Below are 21631 nucleotides of genomic sequence, written 5' to 3' on the forward strand. Positions count from 1 at the left end.
GCTATGGGAGAGGCATCGCTGGGCGAACTTCTGGGCATCTGGGTCGAAGGCTGGGCCTCCACGCGACGTTATCCGGTGCGGGACGTGGGCGCATTCAAGGCGGTGGAGCTGACCGACAAGACCGGCGACTGGGAGGCCTTTGCCGTCCATCCGACGGCGCGCGAGTTTGCCGACCTCGCCTCGTTCGTGACCGAGTCCCAGCCGAGGATCGTCACCATCCTGACGGATGACGTCGCAGCATACCGTGCCCTTGCGCAGGAGCATGGCCTCATCGAGCTCGGCGCCGACCAGGAGCTCATGATCATGGACTTCGAGGGCAAGGACGTCGAGGCCCCCTGGCTGAACGACGACGAGCTCAAGCTGACCACGGAGTACGAAGACCACAGCGCCACGGTCACGGTCAGGACCACCGACGGCGTCCTCGCCGCCCAGGGCCATGTGGCGGTAACCCAGGGCTATGCGGTCTTCGATCGGATCATCACCGAGCCGGCCTTCCGACGCCGCGGCCTCGGAAGCTTCGTGATGCGCGCACTGACGGCCGCGATGAGCGAGCACCGTCTGGACCAGGGCCTGCTCATCGCGTCAGTCGATGGCCAGCACCTCTACCACCACCTGGGCTGGTCCGACGTCTCGGCCGTTGTGATCTTCGCGAATCCCGGCGCATCGAAGGGCGCCTCCCTCTCCGACTGAGCACACCCCGTCCACACCCGGCGGGGACCACGTTCGCTTGCAGGTGATCCACCAGCACCCGGCAGCTGCGGGCACGCGGCGGCTGGCAGAATGCTGAGGTGGCCGCGCATCATTCCCTCGTCTCCCTTCTGGGCCGGTCTACGGCCCCCGAGGAGCTGCGGCACCTGCGCACCATCCCCGCACGGGCCGCCCGCAACGCACCCTGGCCACGCTGGGTCCATCCCGATCTGATCGAGGCGTACGCCCGTCGGGGAATCCACGAACCGTATACGCATCAGGCAGCGGCCGCCGATCTGGCGCACAGTGGGCGCAACGTCGTCCTCGCCACGGGGACCGCCTCGGGCAAGTCGCTCGCCTACCAAATGCCTGCCCTCGACGCCGTCCACCGCTCTGAGCTGCGGGTCGCCGCGGAACCGGGACGGATCCACGACGACGGCGCGGTGGTCCTGTACCTGTCGCCCACCAAGGCTCTCGCGGCCGATCAGCTGACCGCGATCCGCGCGCTCGGTCTCCCCACGCTGCGCGCGGAAACGTATGACGGCGACACGGAACAGTCTGCGCGCCGCTGGATCCGAGACCACGCCAACGTCATCCTCGCCAATCCCGACATGCTGCATTTCGGTATCCTGCCGAACCACGCGTGGTGGTCCTCGTTCTTCCGGCGGCTCCGGTTCGTGGTCATCGACGAAGCCCACTCGTACCGCGGGGTCTTCGGGTCGCACGTCGCCAACCTCCTGCGCCGCCTCCGGCGGGTGTGCGCCCACTACGGGTCTACCCCGGTGTTCATCGCGGCGTCGGCGACATCCGGGGATCCCGAAGGATCGGTGGGGCGTCTCATTGGCGACGGCGTCACGGCGGTCACGGAAGACGGCTCGCCTCATGGCGCCACTGAGGTGGCGTTCTGGGAGCCGGCGCTGACGGAGGCGCGCGGAGAGAACGGCGCCCCGCGGAGGCGCACGGCGATCGCCGAGACGGCGGGTCTCCTCGCCAACCTCGTCTCGGCGCGCGTGCGGACCATCGCCTTCATCAAGTCCCGCCGGGGCGCGGAGACGATCTCCTCGATCACGCAGCGGCTCCTCGACGAGGTCGACCCGAGCCTGCCCCTGCGGGTCGCCGCCTACCGCTCGGGGTACCTGCCGGAGGAACGACGCGAACTCGAGCGCCGTCTGCGCTCGGGCGAACTGCTGGGCGTCGCGAGCACCTCCGCGCTCGAACTGGGCATCGACATCTCCGGACTCGATGCCGTCCTCATCGCAGGATGGCCCGGAACACGGGCGTCCCTGTTCCAGGAGATCGGCAGGGCCGGCCGCTCCGGCCAAGATGCTCTGGCTGCGTTCGTCGCGAGCGACGACCCTCTCGACACCTACCTCGTGAACCATCCCGAAGCGATCTTCGACACCTCGGTCGAGGCAACCGTCCTCGACCCCTCGAATCCCTACGTGCTTGGCCCGCACCTGTGTGCCGCCGCGGCCGAGAAGCCCCTGACGGCCTCGGACCTCGAGCTGTTCGGTCCGTCGACCGCGGGCCTCCTCGACCAGCTCGAGGCTCAGGGCTACCTGAGGAAGCGGCCGTCCGGCTGGTTCTGGACCCATCCCCAGAGCGCTGCCGGCATGGTGAACCTGCGGGCTGATGGCGGGGGGCCGGTGAACATCATCGAGTCGGAAACCGGCCAGCTGCTGGGCTCGATGGACTCCCCCCAGACGCATTATCAGGCCCATCAGGGCGCGATCTACGTCCACCAGGGCGCGAGCTACCTGGTCGAGGACCTCAACGAGGCCGAGCACTGCGTCGTGGTGCGCCGAGTGAACCCCGACTACTACACGAGCGCGCGGGACATCACGACCGTCGAGGTGCTCACCGAGATCCGCTCGCAGCAGTGGGGGCCGGTGGGCGTCCACTTCGGCGAAGTGCGGGTGACCACTCAGGTCGTGTCCTTCCAGCGCAAGGCGCTCATCTCCAACGAGGTCCTGGGCGAGGAGCCTCTCGACTTGGGCGCCCGTGACCTGTTCACGAAGGCCGTGTGGCTCACGATCCCCGAGCCCACCCTCGCCGCGGGGGGTCTCCTCACCGCGCAGTTCCCCGGAGCCCTGCACGCGGCCGAACACGCATCAATCGGGCTCCTTCCGCTCGTGGCGTCGAGCGACCGTTGGGATATCGGCGGCGTGTCGACAGCGCTGCACGCAGACACCGCGCAGCCCACGATCTTCGTGTACGACGGGCATCCAGGCGGCGCCGGCTTCGCGGAGCGGGGGTACGACCGGATCCAGGTCTGGCTCCGAGCGACGCAGGAGGCCATTGAGGCCTGCGAATGCGAGGCCGGGTGCCCCTCCTGCGTACAGAGCCCCAAGTGCGGCAACAAGAACAACCCGCTCGACAAGGCCGGCGCTGTTGCACTCCTCTCAACGGTCCTCCGGCAGGCCCGGCTTGCCACTGAAACAGACTCGGCGCACACCCCCAGGGACTGAAGGCCCGGGGACTGACCCCCGGGCCTCACCCTCGGGGACTGAACCCCACTGCGTGAATCTCGGGGACTGAACCCCGGGGTAGGGGCATCACCCTCCTGCGTCCTCGGCTGGCGGCCCTGCCCTGGCTCTGCCCGGGGCAGGGCCCCACGGCGCGCCGGTGTCGATCTCGACGACGACCCGCACCGTGCTGCCGGGGCCCTCGATGGTGCACGAGACGAGCGCGGCGCCGTTGAGTTCGGCTACCGTCCGTGCCAGATCGCAGGTTGCGCCGCTGCGGAGGCCGCGTTCGGCGTCCGCGGCGGCTAGGGCCGCGAGGTCGGCGGCCGACGCCGCACGGGCCGAGGCAGCGAGGGCTTGGCCCATCAGCGCGACGGCAGCGCAGGCCAGGATGAGCAGCAGGCCCAGTCCGAGAGCGAGAAGCGTCCCGGAACCGCACTCGCCCCGGCGGGCCGGGCCGCCTGGTTGGGAATCGGAAGACTGGCGATCCCGCCCTTGGTGACCGTCCTCGGCTCTTCGGGAGGTCATGGGACGCCCTCGCTGCTCAGGCTGGCCGCGGCATGGGCCTGGAGTCCTGCAGCTGCAGCAATAGGCCCCGGAACGGGGGCGCTCACGCGCACTGTGACCACTCCTGCAGACGCTTCGACCGTGTGCCGCGCATCGGGTCCCGCGACCCGCGCCACTTCCTCCGCAACGGCCGCCGGACCCTCCCCTCGGGCAATGGTCCGCGCCGCGGCGCGCGCCGCCTCCTCGGTCCGGATCTGGCACACGGCCGCGGTTCCGGCGCTGAGGAGGAAGCCCAGCAGCACGATCACGGCGGGCAGCGCCACGGCGAACTCCGCAGTGACGGAGCCCCGCAGGGACGCCGAGCTCGGCCGCTCCTCGGCGCCCCCACGGCGCGGCCTCACGGAAGCGCGAGCGCTGCGCGGATGATTCCGAGGAGGAAGCCTCGTACCTCATCGCTGCGCATGATCACCACGAGGAGCCCCGCGAACGCGACCGCACCGAGGGTCGCGATCGCATACTCGGCGGTCGCCATCCCGTGCTGGCCTGCCGCCCGGCCCTCGAACCAGAGCCTCAGGAGCTGCAGTCGAACGGCCGCACGACGGTGCACCGTGCGAAGGGACAGGAGCGGACCGCGCCGCGGGGCCGTCTGCACCGGCAGCCAGCGAGTGTCAGTGCGCGCCACAGCTTCGCTGTCGGGGTCGCCGTCGCGGTCGCCATCGGTGGTGGGCCGCCCAATGTTCGGCCCGTCGACAGCCGATCCGCGCGCCGTCGAAGCGCGTGTGCCGGGCCTGCCATCGTCGCCTTCACGCCGGGCGTCGGGAAAGAGTTCAATGACCTGGCACGGCCCTCCGGTCGAAGGGACTGCATGCGGACCCGGCCCCGGCGTGGGTGCGAGTTCGAGGTACGCGGGATCGGGGCTGGGAGCAGTTCGACCCGTGCGGGCCGCTGGCTGAACCATGGCGGACATGTGATTCTCCTTTCGAGTGGGGACGGACCACTTCCACAGCGAGAAGTGCCCGGGCCCGTGGAGTCCCGTGCCGGATGGCCGGAACCGGTGGCGCCTGTGCGCCGCCTGCCGTGAGGGCAGGAGTCATCGGGGGCGGGAGATCATCCGCCCGGAATCATGGCCAGGAGGACTGGAACCACCCCAAGGCACAGGAACGCTGGGAGGGAGCAGACGCCGAGGGGTATGACGAGCCTCACGCCGAGAGCCGCAGCACGCCTCTCGAGGTCGCGATGCCTGCTGCGGCGCAGCTGCCGCGCGCGGGCATAGAGCAGTTCGGCCGACGGCGCACCGGTTGCCGCCGCGAAATCCAGGGCCTCGCGGAGCTGCCATACGTCGGAGGACGGCGGCGCGTCAGGCCATGCATGAGCCCAGTCGGTGCCGAGCTGGAGCGCCGCGGCCGCTCGCGTGAGGGCATCCGCCGGCCCGTCGGCCACGCGGGCCGCGACCTCGAGCGCCCGTGGGAGGCCGAGACCGGCCTGGAGCATGACTCCGAGAAGCTCGAGCAGGAGGGGAACGTCGTCCGCGGTGGGGCTTCTTCTGTTCACGAGGCTTGGTGCGCGGTCGGGACGATCTGTGCGATCCGGGGAGCCTCCTTGCTGCCTCGGCACGTCGCCGGAACGGTACCGAGGGCCACCGTCCTCGAGCACCCGGCGGACCCTCTGGGCACCGTCTGACCATCCCAGGGCCAACCCGGCCACGATCGTCACGAGCGCGCCCACGATGATTCCGCTCATCGTGACTCCGAGGCGGAGCGCAGGAGCCGAGCCGACCACCAGCGACCCGCGAGGGTGAGTGCGAAGCCGAGCCCTAGGCAGAGCGATCCCAGCGGCGTGGAGAGCAGCATCCCGACGGGATCGGCTCCCATGAGGATTCCAAGACCGAGACCCGCGAGAGGAAGCACGCCGAGGACCTGTGAGGTAGCCCGTGGGCCGGCAAGGGCAACAGCCCGTGCCGCGGCCGCGTCGGCGTCTGCCTCGAGCTGGGCTGCGAGCCTGTCGAGGACCCCCGCCAGAGGACTTCCGGAAGCCTCAGCGGTCTCGATGCATGCCGCGACGCTCAGCCAGACCCCGGTCTCGGCCGATGACGGGCCCTCCCTTTTCCCTCCCGGGCTTGCGGCCCGCGCGCAGGCCTCGCGCAGCGCGGCCGCGACGGGGCGTCCGAGCGCCGCAGCATGAGCGGCGGCCGCCAGGACGTGTGAGGACGCGTCGGCTCCCACCCCTTGCGCCGCAGACTGTTCCGCAGCGTCCTCCGGGCGTTCCGCAGTCCCCGATCCAATGACCACATCGCCGCGGGAATGGGTGCCTGAACGTGGACTCGCTCCCCGAGGCGAACTGGGCCGAAGGGGCGCCGAGTTCCGAGGACGCGTCTGGGAGGCCTGCCGCCACATCTGCTCCGGCGTGCGGCCTGCGCGGAGGAGTGCGGCCAGCTGCCCCACGAGAAGGGCCGCACGTTGAAGCTCCAGCGCTGGCTCCGCGGGCTTGACCCTGCGCCTGTGGCCAGTCAACCGGCCATGGAATCCGCGGCTGGCGCCTCCGGCTCCAGCCCCGGTCCGCCCTCGTCCGACGATCCCTGGGACGCGCACCAACAGTCCGCCGCGCTGGACCGCGAGGCACCATCCCACGAACAGTGCTCCGGATACCGCCACCGCCCCAAGCAGCGTGCTCATGCGACTGCCCCCAGGTTCCGCGCGAAGCCGAGAAGCGAGGCGAGCCGGTCCCAGCCGGGGCCACGCTCCGAGCTCCCCGCCGGCGAGTCGCCCCGGAGCAGGGCGTCCTCGACCGCAAGGCCCCGAGGGCCATAGGACACGACGGCGATGCTCGCCACTCGCCGTCCCGCGCCCGACCGTTCAAGGTGCACCACGGCGTCCAGCGCGCTCGCTGCCTGGAGCGCGGTCGCCTCGGCGCTGAGGCCAGCGAGGGCCCCGAGGGCGGCGAGGCGCGCGACAACCGAGCCGGCGGTATTGGCATGGACAGTGCCCGCACCGCTGTGGCCTGTGTTGAGGGCCGAGAGGAGCTCCCTGACTTCGGGGCCTCGGCACTCACCGACGACCAGCCAGTCGGGACGCATTCTCAGCGCCTCCCGCACGAGCTGGGCAAGGTCCACTCCCCCCGCCCCCTCGACATTGCCGTGCCGGGCCTCGAGGCACACCGTGTGCGCATGGTCGGGCGCCAGCTCGGCCGCATCCTCGACCAGCACGATCCGCTCCTTGGCCGGGATCAGGCCCAGCAGGGTGCTCAGGAGCGTCGTCTTGCCTGAGCCCGTCGCTCCGCTCACGAGGAAGCTCCTACGGTGTGCAACGAGCGCCTCGAGGACTTGTCTCTGGTCGGGCAGGACGGCCCCCACACGTTCGAGTTCGTCCAACGTCATCGACGTCTCCCTGGCGATCCGCACGGAGAGGAGGGTTCCGCCGGTCGAGACCGGAGGAAGGACCGCATGGACGCGGTACCCACCGGGGATGCGCACGTCCACACACGGATACGAGTCGTCGAGCCGGCGGCCGCCCGCTGACACGAGACGGACCGCGAGCGTCCTGACCGCTTCCTCCGAGGGGAATGTCACTGAGCTGCGTTCAAGCCCCTCGCCGCGGTCGAACCAGACGTCGTCGGGGCCGTTGACGAAGAGGTCCGTCACCGCGGGATCGTTCGCGAGATTCTGCAGAGGTCCGAGTCCTCGGAGCTCGGCGGTGATGAACTCGACGGCCGCGAGCGCTCCGGAGGTCCCGAGGAGCCTTCCGCTGTCCTGGACTGCGGTCGCAATCCGCGCCGGAGTCACGGGGCCGGGCTGGGCCAGCACCGATCGCCGGACCGAGTCGAGGAGCGCAGGGTCGAGGACGTCAGGGTCGAGGCGGTGAATGCCCCTCATCGGGCCGCCCTCCGCCCGCGTTGGACGAGCCGTGCACCCAAGGCGAGCGCCGCGTCGTCGTCCACTTGACCCGCCGGCCTGCCGTCAGGCAGCCCGTCCAGAACCGCGCGTGCGAGGCTCCTGACGGGTCTGAGACGTGCCAGCTCCATGAGGCGTCCGGCGTCCGCCGCCGGTGCGGCGCGGCGGAGATGGGGAATCTGCCCGACCAGCGGGCAGCCTACGAGTTCGGCCAGCTGCTCGGCGTCGACCCCTTCCGCCGTCCGGCCCCTCACCACGGCGCCGACCGCAACCGGCGGCAGCTCGTGGAGCAGCTGGGCGGCAGACAACGCCCCGCTGAGCGTCCCCGGAACGACGACGAGGAGCCGATCGCTCGTCCACGCGAAGTCCTCGAGCCCCTCACGGCCGCGCCCGATGTCGACCACTACGAGGTCGAACGCCGTGCGTGCCGCCTCGAGCACTTCGGCGATCGCCGACGGCGGGACCTGTACCGCTCGCCCCGGTGCCGCGGGCCACGACAGGAGCCCCACATCGCCGACCCGGGGCAGCGAGTCCGCGAGCTGACGGGGATTGATCGCGCCGCTCGCTGAGGCCAGATCGGGCCAGCGCAGCCCTTCTCCGGGATCCGCGGCGACAGCGGCCTCAAGCCCACCAGCCAGGCGATCGCCGTCGACGAGTAGCGTTTCCGTCCCTGCGAGCGCCACTGCTCCCGAGACGAGCGACGCCGTCGTGCTCGCGCCTGCGCCCCCGCATCCTCCGAGGACCCCGAGCACGCTCCCCGCGGGACCCTCGCCGCTGCGTCGGCTGAGGAACTCGACCAGCCAGTCGGCGGCTTCCGGCAGCTCGGCGACGTGGTCAATCCCCAGACTGGCGGCACGCTGCCACAGCTCCCGCCGCTGGGCTGGCCTGCCCACTAGGACGCTCGAACTGCGGCGCTGTGGGGGCAGCTCGGCGACGTCGGGGCCGAGCAGCACGAGGTCCGCGCGATACCAGAGGCCGGGCGCGTCGTCGGCGGAGCGCACTCCCTCGAACTCGACGCCCGCTACCGCAGCCACCCGCGCGCACTCCTCGCGGAGCGCATCGTCAGCACTCACGCAGCAGACCACCGACCCTGCCTCGGGAAGCCATCCCCGCTCTTCCGCCGCGCTGCTCAGCCCGTTTCTTGTCATGCCTCACAGCCTTCAGAGGCGGCCGCAGCCCCGGAACCACCCGCCTGCCGTATGTGGACAACACGCCGAGGCGGCATCTGTGGAGGACAACTGCAGTCCGCAGGCAGGCGAGAATAGAGGTCGTGTATGAGCTCGTCGCCCCGGCCCCCGACGGCGGCGTGTTCCTCCAGCGTCTGGGCCGCGCCGGCTATCCGACATCGGACGCCGAGGCCCTCGATCCCACGGATCTCGCCGTCGCCATCCGGGGCATCGAGTGCCGAGATCGGCCACGGTGGGTGTGGCAGCGCACCACCGACTGGTACCCGGCGCTCCTCGCGGCTGGGGTTGAGGTTGACCGTTGCCACGACCTTTCGCTGAGCGCTGCGATCCTCGCCCATTCGGCCTACACCCAGGACAGCGGATACACGCCGGGCATTCCGGCGGCGGGTGCAGTCGACGCCGATCACGTCCTCGCCCGCGTCCCTCCACCGCCCCACCAGGGCACCCTCTTCGAGCACGACGCCCCGGCCGGCCCCGGCCCAGACGTCCTCGCGTCCGAGCTGCGGGACCAGCTCGGCGCCGTCGCCCGTTCACCCCAGGCGAAGCGCCTCACGCTCCTCCTCGCGGCCGAGTCGGCAGGCTCCCTCATCGCCGCCGAGATCCAGCACGCCGGAGTGCCCTGGGATGCCGCCGCCCACGATGCCCTCCTGACGGACCGACTTGGCCCACGCCCCACTGGATTCGCCCGCCCTTCGCTCCTCGAGGCCAAGGCGGGCGAGCTGAGGACCCTCCTGGGGGCCCCGATGCTCAACCCGGATTCCCCGCAAGAGCTCATGCGCGCGCTCCACCGTGCAGGGATCGAGGCCCGGACCACGAGGGCGTGGGAGCTGCGCCAGTACACGCATCCAGCGATCGTGCCGTTGCTCGAGTACAAGAAGATGGCTCGACTCCTCTCGGCCAACGGCTGGGCGTGGCTCGACGCCTGGGTCGCGGACGGCCGGTTCCGGCCCGAATACGTGGTGGGCGGCGTTGTCACCGGGCGGTGGGCGTCGCGGGGCGGCGGCGCGATGCAGATCCCTGCCGATGTCCGCTCCGCCGCGCGGGCCCTGCCAGGGCACCGCCTCGTCGTGGCCGATGCCTCGCAGCTCGAGCCGCGGGTCCTCGCCGCGCTCGCAGGCGATGATGCCATGGCGGCCGCCTCCCGGGATCAGGACCTCTACGCCGGCATCGCGGCCGCGGGCTTCGGCGGCGACCGCGCGCAGGCCAAGGTCGCACTGCTCGGCGCGATCTACGGCGCGACGACCGGCGAGTCGGGTCGGCTCATGCCTCAGCTCACGCGGCTGTACCCAAGGGCCGTGGCGCTCGTGGAACAGGCCGCGCGCGACGGCGAACGCGGCCGCACCGTCACGACCCACCTCGGGCGCAGCACACCCCCACCTTCAGAGCGCTGGAGCGCCTCCCAGCGGACTACGACGGCCGAGGAGCAGCGTCGGGCCGACGCGATCGCCCGCGACCGGGGCCGGTTCACGCGCAACTTCGTGGTGCAGGGAACAGCCGCGGAGTGGGCCGAGTGCTGGATGGCGGATCTCCGCGGACGGCTACGCAGGCTGAGGGCCGAGGGTCTGACGGCCGAGCTCGTGTACTTCCTCCACGACGAAGTGGTGGTCCATGCTGAGGAGGCCGCTGCCGAGGCCTGTGCCACCGCGGTGCGGGACGCCGCTCGCGCCGCTGGAAAGCTCCTGTTCCCGGGCGCCCCCGTCGAGTTCCCCCTCAGCGTGGCCGTGGTCGAGTCCTACGACCAGGCCAAGTAGCCCCCGTCTTCTTCCCGACACAAGCCCGCCCACTCAGTCCTTCCACCACCGGGGTCCTTCCCCCGGGGTTTTCCACATAGCGCACGACGGCGTCGCGCCGCCTTCCGCTCGGAACCTACCTTGGTGGGGTAAACGGACTTCGGGGGAAGGCAGGACATGACAGCCATCGTGGTGGACGCTCATCGGCTCGTGGAATGTGCGTCACACGTTGCGCAGGTGCAGGGCGAGGTGCTGTCGGCCGCCGAGTCGATCGCTGGCGGGCTCGCGCATTGCGGCGGGATGGCCGGCAACGATCAGGCCGGAGCGGACTGGTCTGACGCGTATGACCCCGCCGCGGCGTCGTTCCTCGGGATCTCGGCCGCCCTGGCAGGCCACATGGGCTCCCACGTCCGTGCCCTGAACGAGTCCGGGGCGGCCTACGAGGCAACGGAGGCATGGTTCGGCGGCGGTACGCCAGATCCACTGGTCCCGGCACTCGCGCACAGCGAGACCGCGGCGCAGACATTGCCCGAGGCACGGGGCGGAACCGCCTTCGCTTCGCCCGACCCAGTGGCGCAGGCCGTCGTGGAGGCCATCGGCACGGTGTGGCCGAACGGCGACGCCGATCAGCTGCGCACCGCGTCTTCGCAGTGGGCGGCAATGGCCACCACACTCGATTCGGCGAGGAGGACGTCCCTCGCGTGTGCCGCGGGCTGCCTCGAGGGGATGTCGTCGCCAGCGGTCAGCGTCGCACGCGAGCGCGAACGGGAGCTCGATGCGGCCCTCTCCGGTCTCAGCGGCGGCGCGACCGAACTCTCGGCGGCGTGCGGCGACCTTGCAGCCCATATTGACGCGGCCCATCAGGACGTCCGCAACGAGATCCGCGACCTCGCGATCGAGCTCGGGGCAACGGTGGCGATCAGCGCACTGACGGCCGTCATCACGGCCGGGGCGAGCGCCGTGGCCGGTAGCGCAGCATCGGCTGGCCGAGTGGCCCTGGCAGTTGCGCGGGTGACCGCGATGTTCGAGCGGCTCGCGTCGCTCGCCCGGATCATCGCAAGCAACATCGGCCGGCTCAAAGAGGCCCTCACGTCTCTGGCTGCCCGCATCGCCCGCTGGACCGCCGGCAGGCTCCCGCCGCCCATCCGTCGGCTGCCTCTCAACAGAGTGCCGGGGGCGCTGGAGCGGCTCACCGACAACTGGGTCGTCAGACTCGCCACCGAGGGGCCCTCCGCCGCCTTGGCCAAAGTCCTCGAGAAGCCCGCGACCGCGCTGGGCAACCGCCTCGGCGAGTCAACCGCTCGGCGCGCCCTCGTCCTCGGCTGGCGCCGCGACCTACCGGGCGTTCGCGAAGCCCTCGCCCGGACCGCAGTACATGGGGAGGCAGGTGGTGGCGCCCCGCCGCGCGCGCAGTCGGACACTCGCATGCCGGGGATCGCTCCAGGTCAGCCCGCAGACCGGAACCCGCTCGCATCCATGGCGGGCCGCGGTGCCCAGTCCACGGTCGGCGCCGGGCGGGAGGCTGTTCCCCAGGCGGTCGAGGAAGCGCGGACTACCGGCGTCGCAGGGCGCCTCGGGCAGGCGCTCACGAAACAACACGATGCGGTCGTGGCCTCAGTGTCGAACAGCGTCAAGGACAGCATCGACAACGAGTCGCTCGCACCTGAGCTGGGCTCTGAGCCCAACCTCGACGCTGCCAGCCGCCAATCCCACGTGGACGGTGCAGGATCCCGATCAGGCTTCGCCGCCGCATCCAGCGCCGAAGGACCGCCTCGAGAGGACTCGGTGGCCGGGGAACACGGCTCCGCGGAGTCGCCCGCCCGATGGGCTCTGGACCTAGGGCTCCCTAGCGGTGAGGGCGTACGTGTCGACGTGCCGAAGGCACTCCACCTCGTGCCCGGGGTAGATGCCGACATCGCAGGGAAGAAGATCACGGGTCCGTTCGGCACAGAGTTCGCGGTCTCCCTCCCCGGACCTGGCGGAAAGCTCGTCGACTCTGGACTGAACATCCTCAATGCCGCAGATCTCGGGGAGAACTGGTGGCACCAGCGTGCCGAAACAGCGGAGGCCTTCAGGTCCGCGGCGCATTCGCTGCGGTAGACGCAGTCGCAGCATTAGATGGGGCCGCCCACAGACGCGCCGCCGCCCACAGACGGCCACCGCGGCCGGGCGCCGCCCCCTCAGAGTTCGATCCGGTACTCCCGGTCCCGATTCCATGGGACTGTCCATCCGAGCGCGTTGAACAACGAATCGAGGACCATGGCAGTGAATCCCCAGACGAGCACGTCGCTGACGAGGAAGCCCGGGCTCGCGAACCGGGCGCCACGGTGGAACACGACCGTGACCCGGTTGTCGGGGTCGAGGAGGTCGCGGACGGGTGTGCGGAAGACCTGTGCGGACTCACCGTAGTCGACCACGTCCACAGGGGTCGGAGACGCCCACCAGCCGATGACTGGAGAGACCAGGAAGGAGCTCACCGCCATGCCAAGCGGCGGAAGCTCCCCGAGGACGTCGACCCCTGAAGGATCGAGGCCGGTCTCCTCCTGAGCCTCCCGGAGGGCGCAGTCAACGAGCGTTGCGTCCTCGGGGTCCTTCCTGCCCCCGGGAAAAGCCACCTGACCCGGATGGGACCCCAGGGTTGCGGCGCGTTCGAGCAGGAGTACGTCGAGCTCCGCCGGCGCGAGTGGACGGCGGGACACCGCCGGAATATCGTCGAGCTTTCCGAACAGCACGAGCACGGCGGCCTCGCGGAACCCGAGTGGCAGTACAGCCGGGTGCCACCGTCTGTCGAAGGGGTCGGTCTCCCCCGCCCTGATTGCCCGCACGAGTTCTTCGAGCTCGGACCGTGCGCTCACGACTCGGCGCCCGCAGCGAGGGGCTCACTGCCCACAGCCAAGGTCCCGTCGGCCTGCGACGTAGACGCGTCGCGCACCCCGGACCCCGTCGCGGGGCCGCTGGCGAAAGTCTCCGTCCGCTGGCGGATCTCCGCGGCGAGCGCAGTGTTCGCTACCAGTTCCGCGTGCAGCGCTTCCTTGCCCGGCGCAAGCTCGAAGCGCAGGAGCCTGCGGGCCTTCTCCGGATCGGTCTCGCCTTCGCCGTATGACGGACACAGGGCTGCGACGGCGCACGCCCCGCAGGCAGGCTTGCGTGCAAGGCAGACACGGCGGCCGTGGAACACGACGCGGTGCGAGAGCATCGTCCAGTCGCGGGGTTCGAAGAGCTCCATGACGTCCCGTTCGACCACGACGGGATCGTCCGAGGCGGTCCACCCAAACCGCTTCGCGAGGCGTCCGAAGTGCGTATCCACCGTGATGCCTGGAACCCCGAAGACATTGCCCAGCACCACGTTGGCTGTCTTCCGCCCGACTCCCGGGAGCGTGACGAGCTCGGCGAGCGTGCCGGGGACCACGCCGTCGAACTCGTCGACGACCTTTCCGGCCAGCGTGTGGAGACTCCTGGCCTTGGCCCGGAAGAACCCAGTGGGGCGGATGATCTCCTCGATGTCGGCGAGCTCGGCCTCCGAGAGCGCCCGTGCGTCGGGGTAGCGGGCAAAGAGCACCGGGGTCACCTGGTTCACGCGGACGTCGGTGGTCTGAGCGCTCAGGACAGTGGCGACAAGGAGCTCGAACGGGCTCCGGAAGTCCAGCTCGGCGTGGGCATAGGGATACGCCTCGGCGAGGACCCTGTTGATCTTGCGGGCACGCCGTTTGAGGGCGAGGGACGACTCATCGGGACTCATCCTCCTCAGCCGAGGCCCGCTGGCCCCCGTCCCACTCACCCGCGTTCGATTCCCGACAGCTCGCGCAGGATGCCGATCCGGCCGTCCGGGCTCTGGACCACGAACTCGTGCCCGCGGTCCTGAAGGGCCAGAATCCACTGACCGGGGTGAAGGCTGAACACGGGGCGTCCGGTCGACGGGTCCACGGCGGAGCGCGCCTGGCTGACCGCGAACCAGAAGGCCTCAGACTGCCCCGGCTCCTCGTACGGCCTCGTCGCGCCGATGTCCCCGTGGTCTGTGGGAGCCTGGGGCTGAGCGTCCCTGCCCGAAGACGCAGGGAAGACGGCCGTGGCGGGGCCTGCGGTGTTCTCAGCCTCGGACGCGGCCTCGGACTCGCCCCTGGGCCCGGTCGCGTTGTCGGCAAAAGACTCGGGCGCACCGTAGACCTCGCCGTCGGCGTCCCCGATCGTGCTCATGGCTGCGGTGCTGCCCTCGACCCCAGCACGACCTTGATTGTCGTCTGCGGGCCGCATGGGGTGGGGCGACGCGAAGGCGTCCGACAACGTCGTGCCGCCGTCCTCCCGGGCGGCAAGGTGCGCTTCGGTTGCCTCAAGGGCCGCTGCGTCTCCGGCGCTCACCGCCCCGAGGGTGCCGCGCGACCCCGTCCCTGCTGCGTCCGCCGCGGCGCCAGAACCTTGCCGCGCGTGCTGTTCGTCCTCAGCCCCGAATGGTTCGTCAGCGGCCGGCGCAAGGAGGTCGGCTGCACCGATCTCTGTCGGCTGGCCCGCATCGAGGAGCCCCGCGGACCCGACCGCCTCGGAGGACTTGGCGGTGCCCGACGTCGACGTCCCTGACGGCTCTTCGGGCCTGCCCCAAGCGGCGTCGTCGGCGTGGCCGGCCCACGCGCCCGCGCTGAGAGCCCCCGCTCCCACCGCGCCGGCACCAACCACAGGTGCAACCGCCGTCCTGCCTCCGAAACCGGCCTCCTCCGAGCCCTCGGACCCCGGACGGGATGCGCTGGCCTTGCCTCCGGCGAGGCGCGCCTTCATATCCGCGAAGCCAGCCATGGCCCCGGCCAATGGCCCGGCCTTCTCACCGGCCTTTGCACCGCCATTCCCACCGCCAGCTGCGCCGGCATTCTCACCGCCATTCCCGATCGAGGCCTCGACGGGCTTCGGCCGCCGAACCGGCGCAACGGCGTCACGCGCAACGATATGGGCGGGAACCTCCGCTCGGCCGTCGAAGTCGCCCGCGAACTGCGGGATGACGCGGGCCAGCGTTGTCGCTGCCAGCATCGCAAGGCCGCCCAGCAGACCCACGAGGCCGCCGGGCGAGAGCGTCGTGACCGCGAAGACGAAGTAGAAGGAAGCGCAGAGGACAGCGGCAACCGAGGCGAACTGGTCCACGGACAGAGACCCGACGCGGAGGCTCCTTGTGGGTTCCAGCCTTCGCCACGCGAAGAGGGCCGCCGCAGCAGCCGGGACGAGGAATCCAACCCCGATGAAGAAGAGGCTCGTGGAGTTCCACATGGTGCCGTACCCCAAGGCCCATAAGGGCAGGAGTGAGCCCACGAACGTGACGAGCACACCCCCGAAAAGGGTCAGATCGCGGAACGTGAACGGGCCCAGGATGGCCTCGTTGCGGCGCCCCTCGGACGGGCTCTTGCTGGGTTCAGACATGAGTCACTCCTTCGGTCTTGGGGTTCAGCCTAGCCACATGAACCTGAGCGCACCTAGACAGACGGTGCCGCAGGGAGGCTCTCGAGGACGACGGCGCGCACCCGCCGCTCGCCGTCGGACGCCTACCGTCCGCCGCACGGTAGGGGCCGCCCAGCGCCGCAGTGTGACGCACGCAACGTCGCCGCGACCCCGTTGGGGCTACTGTGGATGAAGGCAGCCGATGTGCGCGCCCTCACATCCGACGGAGGCCGGGAGCGTCCCTCGCCGGGGGCCGTACGTGTCGGTTGGACCATGCGAGGAACGAGCCGAAAGGACATCCATGTCCAACGAAACCGTCAGCGGAGACGCTTTCGAGAACCTGCTCCGTGAGGAGCGCAAGTTCGCCCCGTCCGAGGCGTTCGCCGCGGCCGCGAACGTCCACGCGGACATCTACGCCGAAGCGGATGCCGACCGTCTGGCCTTCTGGGCCAAGCAGGCCCGCACGCATCTGACGTGGTCCAAGGACTTCACCGAAACGCTGGACTGGTCGGACGCGCCCTTCGCCAAGTGGTTCGTGGGCGGCGAGGTCAACGCCGCGTACAACGCCCTGGACCGGCACGTCGAGAACGGCCTCGGAAACCGCGTCGCGATCCACTTCGAGGGCGAACCGGGCGATACGGAGACGATCACGTACGCGGATCTGACCGAGCGGGTCAAGCGCGCGGCCAACGCCTTCGAGGCGCTCGGCGTGGCCAAGGGCGACCGCGTGGCCGTCTACCTGCCGATGATCCCCGAGGCCGTCGTGACGATGCTTGCGTGCGCCCGCATCGGCGCGGTCCACTCCGTGGTGTTCGGCGGCTTCTCCGCGGAGGCGCTGCGCTCCCGCATCGACGACGCCGAGGCCAAGCTGGTCGTCACGGCGGACGGCACGTTCCGCCGAGGCAAGCCGAGTGCGCTCAAGCCGGCCGTGGACGAGGCCCTCGCCGAGGACGGGCACACGGTCCGGCACGTGGTCGTCGTCGAGCGCAACAAGCAGGAGGTCGCGTGGACCGACGGCCGGGACCTCCGCTGGTCCGAGGTGATGGAGGCAGCCTCGCCTGAGCACACCGCGGTGGGCCACGATTCCGAGCACCCGCTCTTCATCCTCTACACCTCCGGAACCACGGGGAAGCCCAAGGGCATCCTGCACACGACCGGCGGCTACTTGGCCCAGACCGCATTCACGCACTCGGCGGTGTTCGACCTCAAGCCCGAGACGGACGTCTACTGGTGCACCGCGGACATCGGCTGGGTCACGGGCCACTCGTACGTCACGTACGCGCCGCTCGTCAACGGCGCGACCCAGGTCATGTACGAGGGCACGCCGGACTCGCCGCACCAGGGCCGTTGGTGGGAGATCGTCGAGAAGTACAAGGTCTCCATCCTCTACACCGCGCCGACGGCCATCCGCACCATGATGAAGTGGGGCTCCGACATCCCCGCCAAGTACAACCTCTCCTCGATCCGCGTGCTCGGTTCGGTGGGCGAGCCGATCAACCCAGAGGCGTGGATGTGGTACCGCGACGTGATCGGCGGCGGTCGGGCCCCCATCGTCGACACGTGGTGGCAGACCGAGACGGGCGCGATCATGGTCGCCCCGCTCCCGGGCGTCACGGCGACGAAGCCGGGCTCAGCGCAGGTCCCCCTGCCCGGCATCGCCGTCGATGTCGTGGACGAGGCCGGGCAGTCTGTCCCGGACGGCCACGGAGGCTTCCTCGTGATCCGCGAGCCGTGGCCGGCCATGCTCCGCACCATCTGGGGCGACCCCGAGCGGTTCAAGGACACCTACTGGTCCCGTTTCGATGGCATGTACTTCGCGGGCGACGGCGCCAAGAAGGACGACGACGGCGACATCTGGCTCCTCGGCCGCGTTGACGACGTCATGAACGTCTCCGGCCACCGCCTGTCCACGACCGAGATCGAATCCGCGCTCGTGTCCCACCCGTGGGTCGCCGAGGCTGCGGTCGTCGGTGCGGCGGACGAGACGACCGGCCAGGCCGTCGTCGCGTTCGTGATCCTGCGCGGCGAGGCGGATCTCCCGACGGGCGAGAATGCGGCCAGCGAGATCGTGCTGACCCTCCGCAACCACGTCGGCCACGAGATCGGCCCAATCGCCAAGCCGAGGCACATCCTCGTGGTTCCCGAACTGCCCAAGACCCGCTCGGGCAAGATCATGCGCCGCCTCCTCAAGGACGTCGCCGAGGGCCGCGACCCGGGCGACGCCACGACCCTCGCCGATCCGAGCGTCATGCACAAGATCGCCCAGGACCTGCGCAAGTAGGGAACACAGCCACGCCCGACGGCGGCGCCTCACCCCAAGCGGTGAGGCGCCGCCGTCGTCCGTGGCGTCAGTGGATCGGACGCCTGGCACCCGCACGAGGCGCGGCGCACGAGGGTCGGCGGGAAGATGCGGTTGCTCGCGGGGCCATCGCCCACGAGAGCCTCGACCGCGGCACGGGCCATCTCTTCGATCGGCTGGGCGAGGGTCGTGAGGCCGGGCCAGCTGAACTCCGCCTCGGGCGAGCCATCGAACGAGACGATGGCGATGTCCTCAGGGATGCGCACGCCGGACTCGTGGAAGGCCCGCAGGAGCCCCACAGCGAGGATGTCCGAGCTCGCGAAGAGCGCCGTCGGCCGATCGGTGGACACGGCGAGCTCGAGTCCCACCCGATAACCGTCCTCGCGCCGGAACGGCGCCCGGACGATCGGACCGGGCACGAGCCCGGCAGCCCTGATCCCCTCAAGCCAACCGACCTCGCGCGCATCCTGCCCACCTCCGGTGCTGGTCCCCATCACGAGGCCGATGTCCCGGTGCCCGTGGCCCGCAAGGTGCTCGACGGCAACGCGCGCGCCCCCGCGGAGGTCTACGCCCACCGACGCGAAGCCCGGGCTGTCTGTGCTGTGGTTGAGCAGCACGACGGAGATGTCTGCGGCCTCGAGGTCGCGCAGGTCCGGCTCGAACAGGACGCTTGAGAGGAACACCCCGTCGACGCGCCTGCTCGCCAGGCTTTCAACGTGGCGTCGCTCGGCGGTGACGGACGCGTCCGAGTTGGCAATGAGCAGCGCGTAGCCCCGTTCGGCGGCGGCTACCTCGACAGCGTGTGCGAGCAGCACGAAGAACGGGTTGGTCGTGTCCGGGACGATCATCCCGAGCATCTCGCTCGAGCCTAGCTTGAGCGCGCGCGCCGCCGCGTTCGGCCGGTAGCCGAGCGCGGCAATGGCGTCGCGCACCTTCGCCTCCGTGGCCGGGGAGACCCGCTTGGGCCCCCCGTTGACCACGTAGCTCACGACCGCGGTGCTCACCCCCGCGAGCCGCGCCACGTCCTTGCGGGTGGCGGTCGGCTTCGCGGCGGCGGGGATATGCGGCATGGCCCCCATGCTAGCCGCGGGGCTCCCCCGGAATGGCGGACGACGGCGCGCCCGCGTGGGCAGGCACGTCACCCGGCGCGTCGCCGAAGTCGGGGATCGGAAGGCGCTCGCCGCCCGCGAGCGCGGACTGGTGGGCGATGATGCCCGGGAGGGTGTAGCGAGCGGCCTCCCACGCGTTGACAGGGGGGAGGCCGCCTTCGGTAACCGCGCGGACGAAGTCGTCGACGAGGAAGTGGTGGCTTCCCTCGTGGCCGTTGGGCATGCCGCGGAGTTCCCGCGGCAGCCGCCCGGCGTCGTGCACGGGGGCGAGGCCCGAGACGAAGGCGTCCCGCAGCGCGGGGGCGACGTTGGCGAGCGAGGGGTCGTCGGCGTCGAGCGTCGCCGCCGTCTCCACGAGCTCGCTCACGTCGGTGAAGCCCTCCTTGTCCTGCCATACGGCAGAGCCGACGAGCTGCTCGAAACTGCCTTCGGTGCCGAAGTACCGGAAGCGGCTCTCACGCAAGTGCGAGGGGTACCCGACACGCCGAAACTCGTTGATCCGCATGGACCCGCCGCCGGCGAGCTCGAAGAGAGCGGAGGCATTGGAGAAGTCGTTGTCGAACATGCTCACCTCGCGGTCGAACACGCCGTCTCCGCGGTCGTCGCGCACCCCGATGCAGCTCACACTCACAGCGTGGGAGCCGATCGCCCCGATCACGCCGCCCACGGAGTGGGTCGGGTAGAGCATGGGCGGGTAGCTTGCGGTCTGCTTCCAGTCAGGACCTCCGCTGTACTGGTAGGCATCGTAGAAGCCGAGGTCCATGTCGTGGACGTAGTCGCCCTCGGCGTAGAAGATCCGCCCGAAGGCGCCCTCCGCCCGGCGCTGGCGCGCATAGACGGTAGCCGGGTTGTAGTAGCTTGTCTCGCCCATCATGTAGGTCAGGCCGGTCTCGCGGACGGCCTCGATGATCGCCGCGATCTCGCCGAGGCTGATGGCCATCGGGACGGCGGAGTAGACGTGCTTGCCGGCGCGCAGCGCCTGGACCACGAGCGGACCGTGGGTCCACCGCTGGGTGAAGATCGCGACGGCGTCCACGCTGCTCGCGAGCATGTCCTCGAAGCTGGCAAACGTGCCCGCGAGTCCCTGTGATTCGACGAGCGCATCGGCGCGCTCCGCGAGGACATCGGTCACGTAGACGGCGGAGACGACGGGGTGGGCGTTGAAGAGCTTGGAGAACTGGCCCGAGAACTGGCCCGCTCCGACGACGCCGAGGGTGAAGCCTGTGGTGTGAGTCATGCGGGAAGTCTCGCACCCGAATCTACTCGAGTCAACAAATTCTTCACCATTGAAGCCAGACCTCATGTTTTCCGGGAAAGCCCCTTGCCATTCCAAAAGTTACTCGTGTAGATTTTGGGTCACTTGTTATCCACATCACAGCGAGGAACCAATGACGACCACCTCAGTGGGGCCCCGGAAACCGACGCGGCCCAGCGCCGATTCCGGAGGCAGCCAACGCATCGTCCGCCGTCGCGGCCGCGGCGACCTTCGGGTCGCGCTCATCTTCGTCGCACCGGCCCTCGTGGGGTTCGTGCTCTTCTACCTCGTCCCCACGATTCGCGGGATCTACCTGAGCTTCACCGATTACAGCATCCTGGGGAACCCGGTCTGGGTCGGGGTCAAGAACTACGTCAAGATCTTCCAGGACAAGCTCTTCTGGAACTCCATGGGCGTCACGCTCGAGTACGTCCTCCTCAACATCGTCGTCCAGACGGTGGTGGCACTCGGGCTCGCCCTCCTCATGTACCACGTGGCCAAATCCACGGTGATCCGCGGGATCCTGCTGCTGCCGTACCTCGTGGCCAACGTCATCGTCGCCCTGCTCTGGTTCTGGATGCTCGACTACCAGATCGGCATCGTCAACCAGATGCTGCAGTGGGTCGGCATTCCCAAGGTCGCCTTCTTCGGCAACGAGTTCTGGGCGATTCCGACCATTGCCTTCGTCAACGTCTGGCGCCACATGGGGTACACAGCGCTTCTGCTCTTCGCCGGCCTCCAGGCGATCCCCGGCCATCTCTACGAGGTAGCGAACCTCGACGGCGCGAGCAAGTGGCAGACCTTCTGGAAGATCACCATGCCCCTGCTCCGCCCGGTGCTCCTGCTCGTCCTCGTGGTCACCGTCACCGGCTCGTTCCAGATCTTCGACACCGTTGCCGTCACGACGCAGGGCGGCCCGATCAACGCTTCCCGCGTGATCCAGTACTACATCTACCAGCGCGCGTTCACACAGCAGGACTTCGGCTACGGCTCGGCGCTGAGCGTGATCCTGTTCATCATCCTGGGGGTCGTCGCGTTCCTCCAGATGAAGTTCCTGCGCGGCAACGAGAACGACCTGGCCTGAGAGGACA

18 protein-coding genes are annotated in these 21631 nt (G+C 70.1%); 6 read left to right on the forward strand and 12 right to left on the reverse strand.

What is annotated here, in order from left to right:
* Positions 1-3: 3 nt before the first annotated feature.
* Together RBS60_RS17990 and RBS60_RS17995 are read left to right on the forward strand one after the other, a co-directional pair.
* Positions 4-690, forward strand: a complete 687-nt coding sequence (locus tag RBS60_RS17990) for a GNAT family N-acetyltransferase (RefSeq protein ID WP_307958913.1) — start codon at positions 4-6, stop codon at positions 688-690.
* Positions 691-788: 98 nt separating this feature from the next.
* Positions 789-3155 (forward strand): DEAD/DEAH box helicase, encoded by a 2367-nt coding sequence (locus RBS60_RS17995; protein ID WP_307958914.1) that lies wholly within the window; start codon positions 789-791, stop codon positions 3153-3155.
* An 87-nt stretch (positions 3156-3242) separates the two neighbouring features.
* On the opposite strand, the gene RBS60_RS18000 is transcribed toward RBS60_RS17995, so the two are convergent.
* The 7 genes from RBS60_RS18000 to ssd form a co-directional block, all read right to left on the reverse strand.
* Positions 3243-3680, reverse strand: a complete 438-nt coding sequence (locus tag RBS60_RS18000; RefSeq protein ID WP_307958915.1) for an Rv3654c family TadE-like protein — start codon at positions 3678-3680, stop codon at positions 3243-3245.
* Entirely contained in the window at positions 3677-4060 is a 384-nt protein-coding gene (locus tag RBS60_RS18005; protein WP_307958916.1) for a TadE family type IV pilus minor pilin, read from the reverse strand. The genes RBS60_RS18000 and RBS60_RS18005 overlap by 4 nt, the downstream gene beginning before the upstream one ends.
* A complete protein-coding gene (locus tag RBS60_RS19655) occupies positions 4057-4395 on the reverse strand; it encodes a DUF4244 domain-containing protein (RefSeq protein ID WP_374049308.1) in 339 nt (112 codons plus the stop codon). Before RBS60_RS19655 ends, RBS60_RS18005 begins: the two co-directional genes overlap by 4 nt.
* A 371-nt stretch (positions 4396-4766) precedes the next feature.
* Complete coding sequence (locus RBS60_RS18015) at positions 4767-5399, reverse strand: type II secretion system F family protein (RefSeq protein WP_307958918.1); 633 nt, start codon at positions 5397-5399, stop codon at positions 4767-4769.
* Positions 5396-5881, reverse strand: a complete 486-nt coding sequence (locus tag RBS60_RS18020) for a type II secretion system F family protein (protein ID WP_307958919.1) — start codon at positions 5879-5881, stop codon at positions 5396-5398. The genes RBS60_RS18015 and RBS60_RS18020 overlap by 4 nt, the downstream gene beginning before the upstream one ends.
* A gap of 446 nt (positions 5882-6327) precedes the next feature.
* On the reverse strand, positions 6328-7527 hold the full coding sequence (locus tag RBS60_RS18025) for a TadA family conjugal transfer-associated ATPase (protein ID WP_307958920.1): 1200 nt from the start codon (positions 7525-7527) through the stop codon (positions 6328-6330).
* On the reverse strand, positions 7524-8693 hold the full coding sequence (gene ssd / locus RBS60_RS18030) for a septum site-determining protein Ssd (protein ID WP_307958921.1): 1170 nt from the start codon (positions 8691-8693) through the stop codon (positions 7524-7526). Before ssd ends, RBS60_RS18025 begins: the two co-directional genes overlap by 4 nt.
* A 122-nt stretch (positions 8694-8815) precedes the next feature.
* Here ssd and RBS60_RS18035 point away from each other — a divergent pair, with 122 nt between their 5' ends.
* Both RBS60_RS18035 and RBS60_RS18040 read left to right on the forward strand, forming a co-directional pair.
* Complete coding sequence (locus tag RBS60_RS18035; protein ID WP_307958922.1) at positions 8816-10483, forward strand: bifunctional 3'-5' exonuclease/DNA polymerase; 1668 nt, start codon at positions 8816-8818, stop codon at positions 10481-10483.
* A 156-nt stretch (positions 10484-10639) separates the two neighbouring features.
* Positions 10640-12562, forward strand: coding sequence for a hypothetical protein (locus RBS60_RS18040; protein WP_307958923.1), 1923 nt, complete (start codon positions 10640-10642; stop codon positions 12560-12562).
* Positions 12563-12642: 80 nt separating this feature from the next.
* Here RBS60_RS18040 and RBS60_RS18045 read toward each other — a convergent pair whose 3' ends face one another.
* From RBS60_RS18045 to RBS60_RS18055, 3 genes are read right to left on the reverse strand one after another with little or no spacing between them, the layout of a single operon-like run.
* A complete protein-coding gene (locus RBS60_RS18045) occupies positions 12643-13317 on the reverse strand; it encodes a CoA pyrophosphatase (RefSeq protein WP_307958924.1) in 675 nt (224 codons plus the stop codon).
* On the reverse strand, positions 13314-14201 hold the full coding sequence (gene nth / locus RBS60_RS18050; protein ID WP_307958925.1) for an endonuclease III: 888 nt from the start codon (positions 14199-14201) through the stop codon (positions 13314-13316). The genes RBS60_RS18045 and nth overlap by 4 nt, the downstream gene beginning before the upstream one ends.
* A gap of 35 nt (positions 14202-14236) precedes the next feature.
* Complete coding sequence (locus RBS60_RS18055) at positions 14237-15859, reverse strand: hypothetical protein (protein WP_307958926.1); 1623 nt, start codon at positions 15857-15859, stop codon at positions 14237-14239.
* A 319-nt stretch (positions 15860-16178) separates the two neighbouring features.
* Here RBS60_RS18055 and acs point away from each other — a divergent pair, with 319 nt between their 5' ends.
* Positions 16179-18158 (forward strand): acetate--CoA ligase, encoded by a 1980-nt coding sequence (gene acs, locus RBS60_RS18060; RefSeq protein ID WP_307958927.1) that lies wholly within the window; start codon positions 16179-16181, stop codon positions 18156-18158.
* Between the two features lie 29 nt (positions 18159-18187).
* On the opposite strand, the gene RBS60_RS18065 is transcribed toward acs, so the two are convergent.
* Both RBS60_RS18065 and RBS60_RS18070 read right to left on the reverse strand, forming a co-directional pair.
* Positions 18188-19255: a LacI family DNA-binding transcriptional regulator gene (locus RBS60_RS18065; protein WP_307958928.1), complete on the reverse strand. Its 1068-nt coding sequence runs from the start codon at positions 19253-19255 to the stop codon at positions 18188-18190.
* A gap of 1 nt (position 19256) precedes the next feature.
* Positions 19257-20522: a Gfo/Idh/MocA family oxidoreductase gene (locus RBS60_RS18070; RefSeq protein ID WP_307958929.1), complete on the reverse strand. Its 1266-nt coding sequence runs from the start codon at positions 20520-20522 to the stop codon at positions 19257-19259.
* A 151-nt stretch (positions 20523-20673) separates the two neighbouring features.
* On the opposite strand from RBS60_RS18070, the gene RBS60_RS18075 reads away from it, so the two are divergent.
* Positions 20674-21624 (forward strand): sugar ABC transporter permease, encoded by a 951-nt coding sequence (locus RBS60_RS18075; RefSeq protein ID WP_307958930.1) that lies wholly within the window; start codon positions 20674-20676, stop codon positions 21622-21624.
* Positions 21625-21631: the final 7 nt, after the last annotated feature.

Source organism: Sinomonas sp. ASV486 (assembly GCF_030908215.1).
GTDB lineage: Bacteria > Actinomycetota > Actinomycetes > Actinomycetales > Micrococcaceae > Sinomonas > Sinomonas puerhi.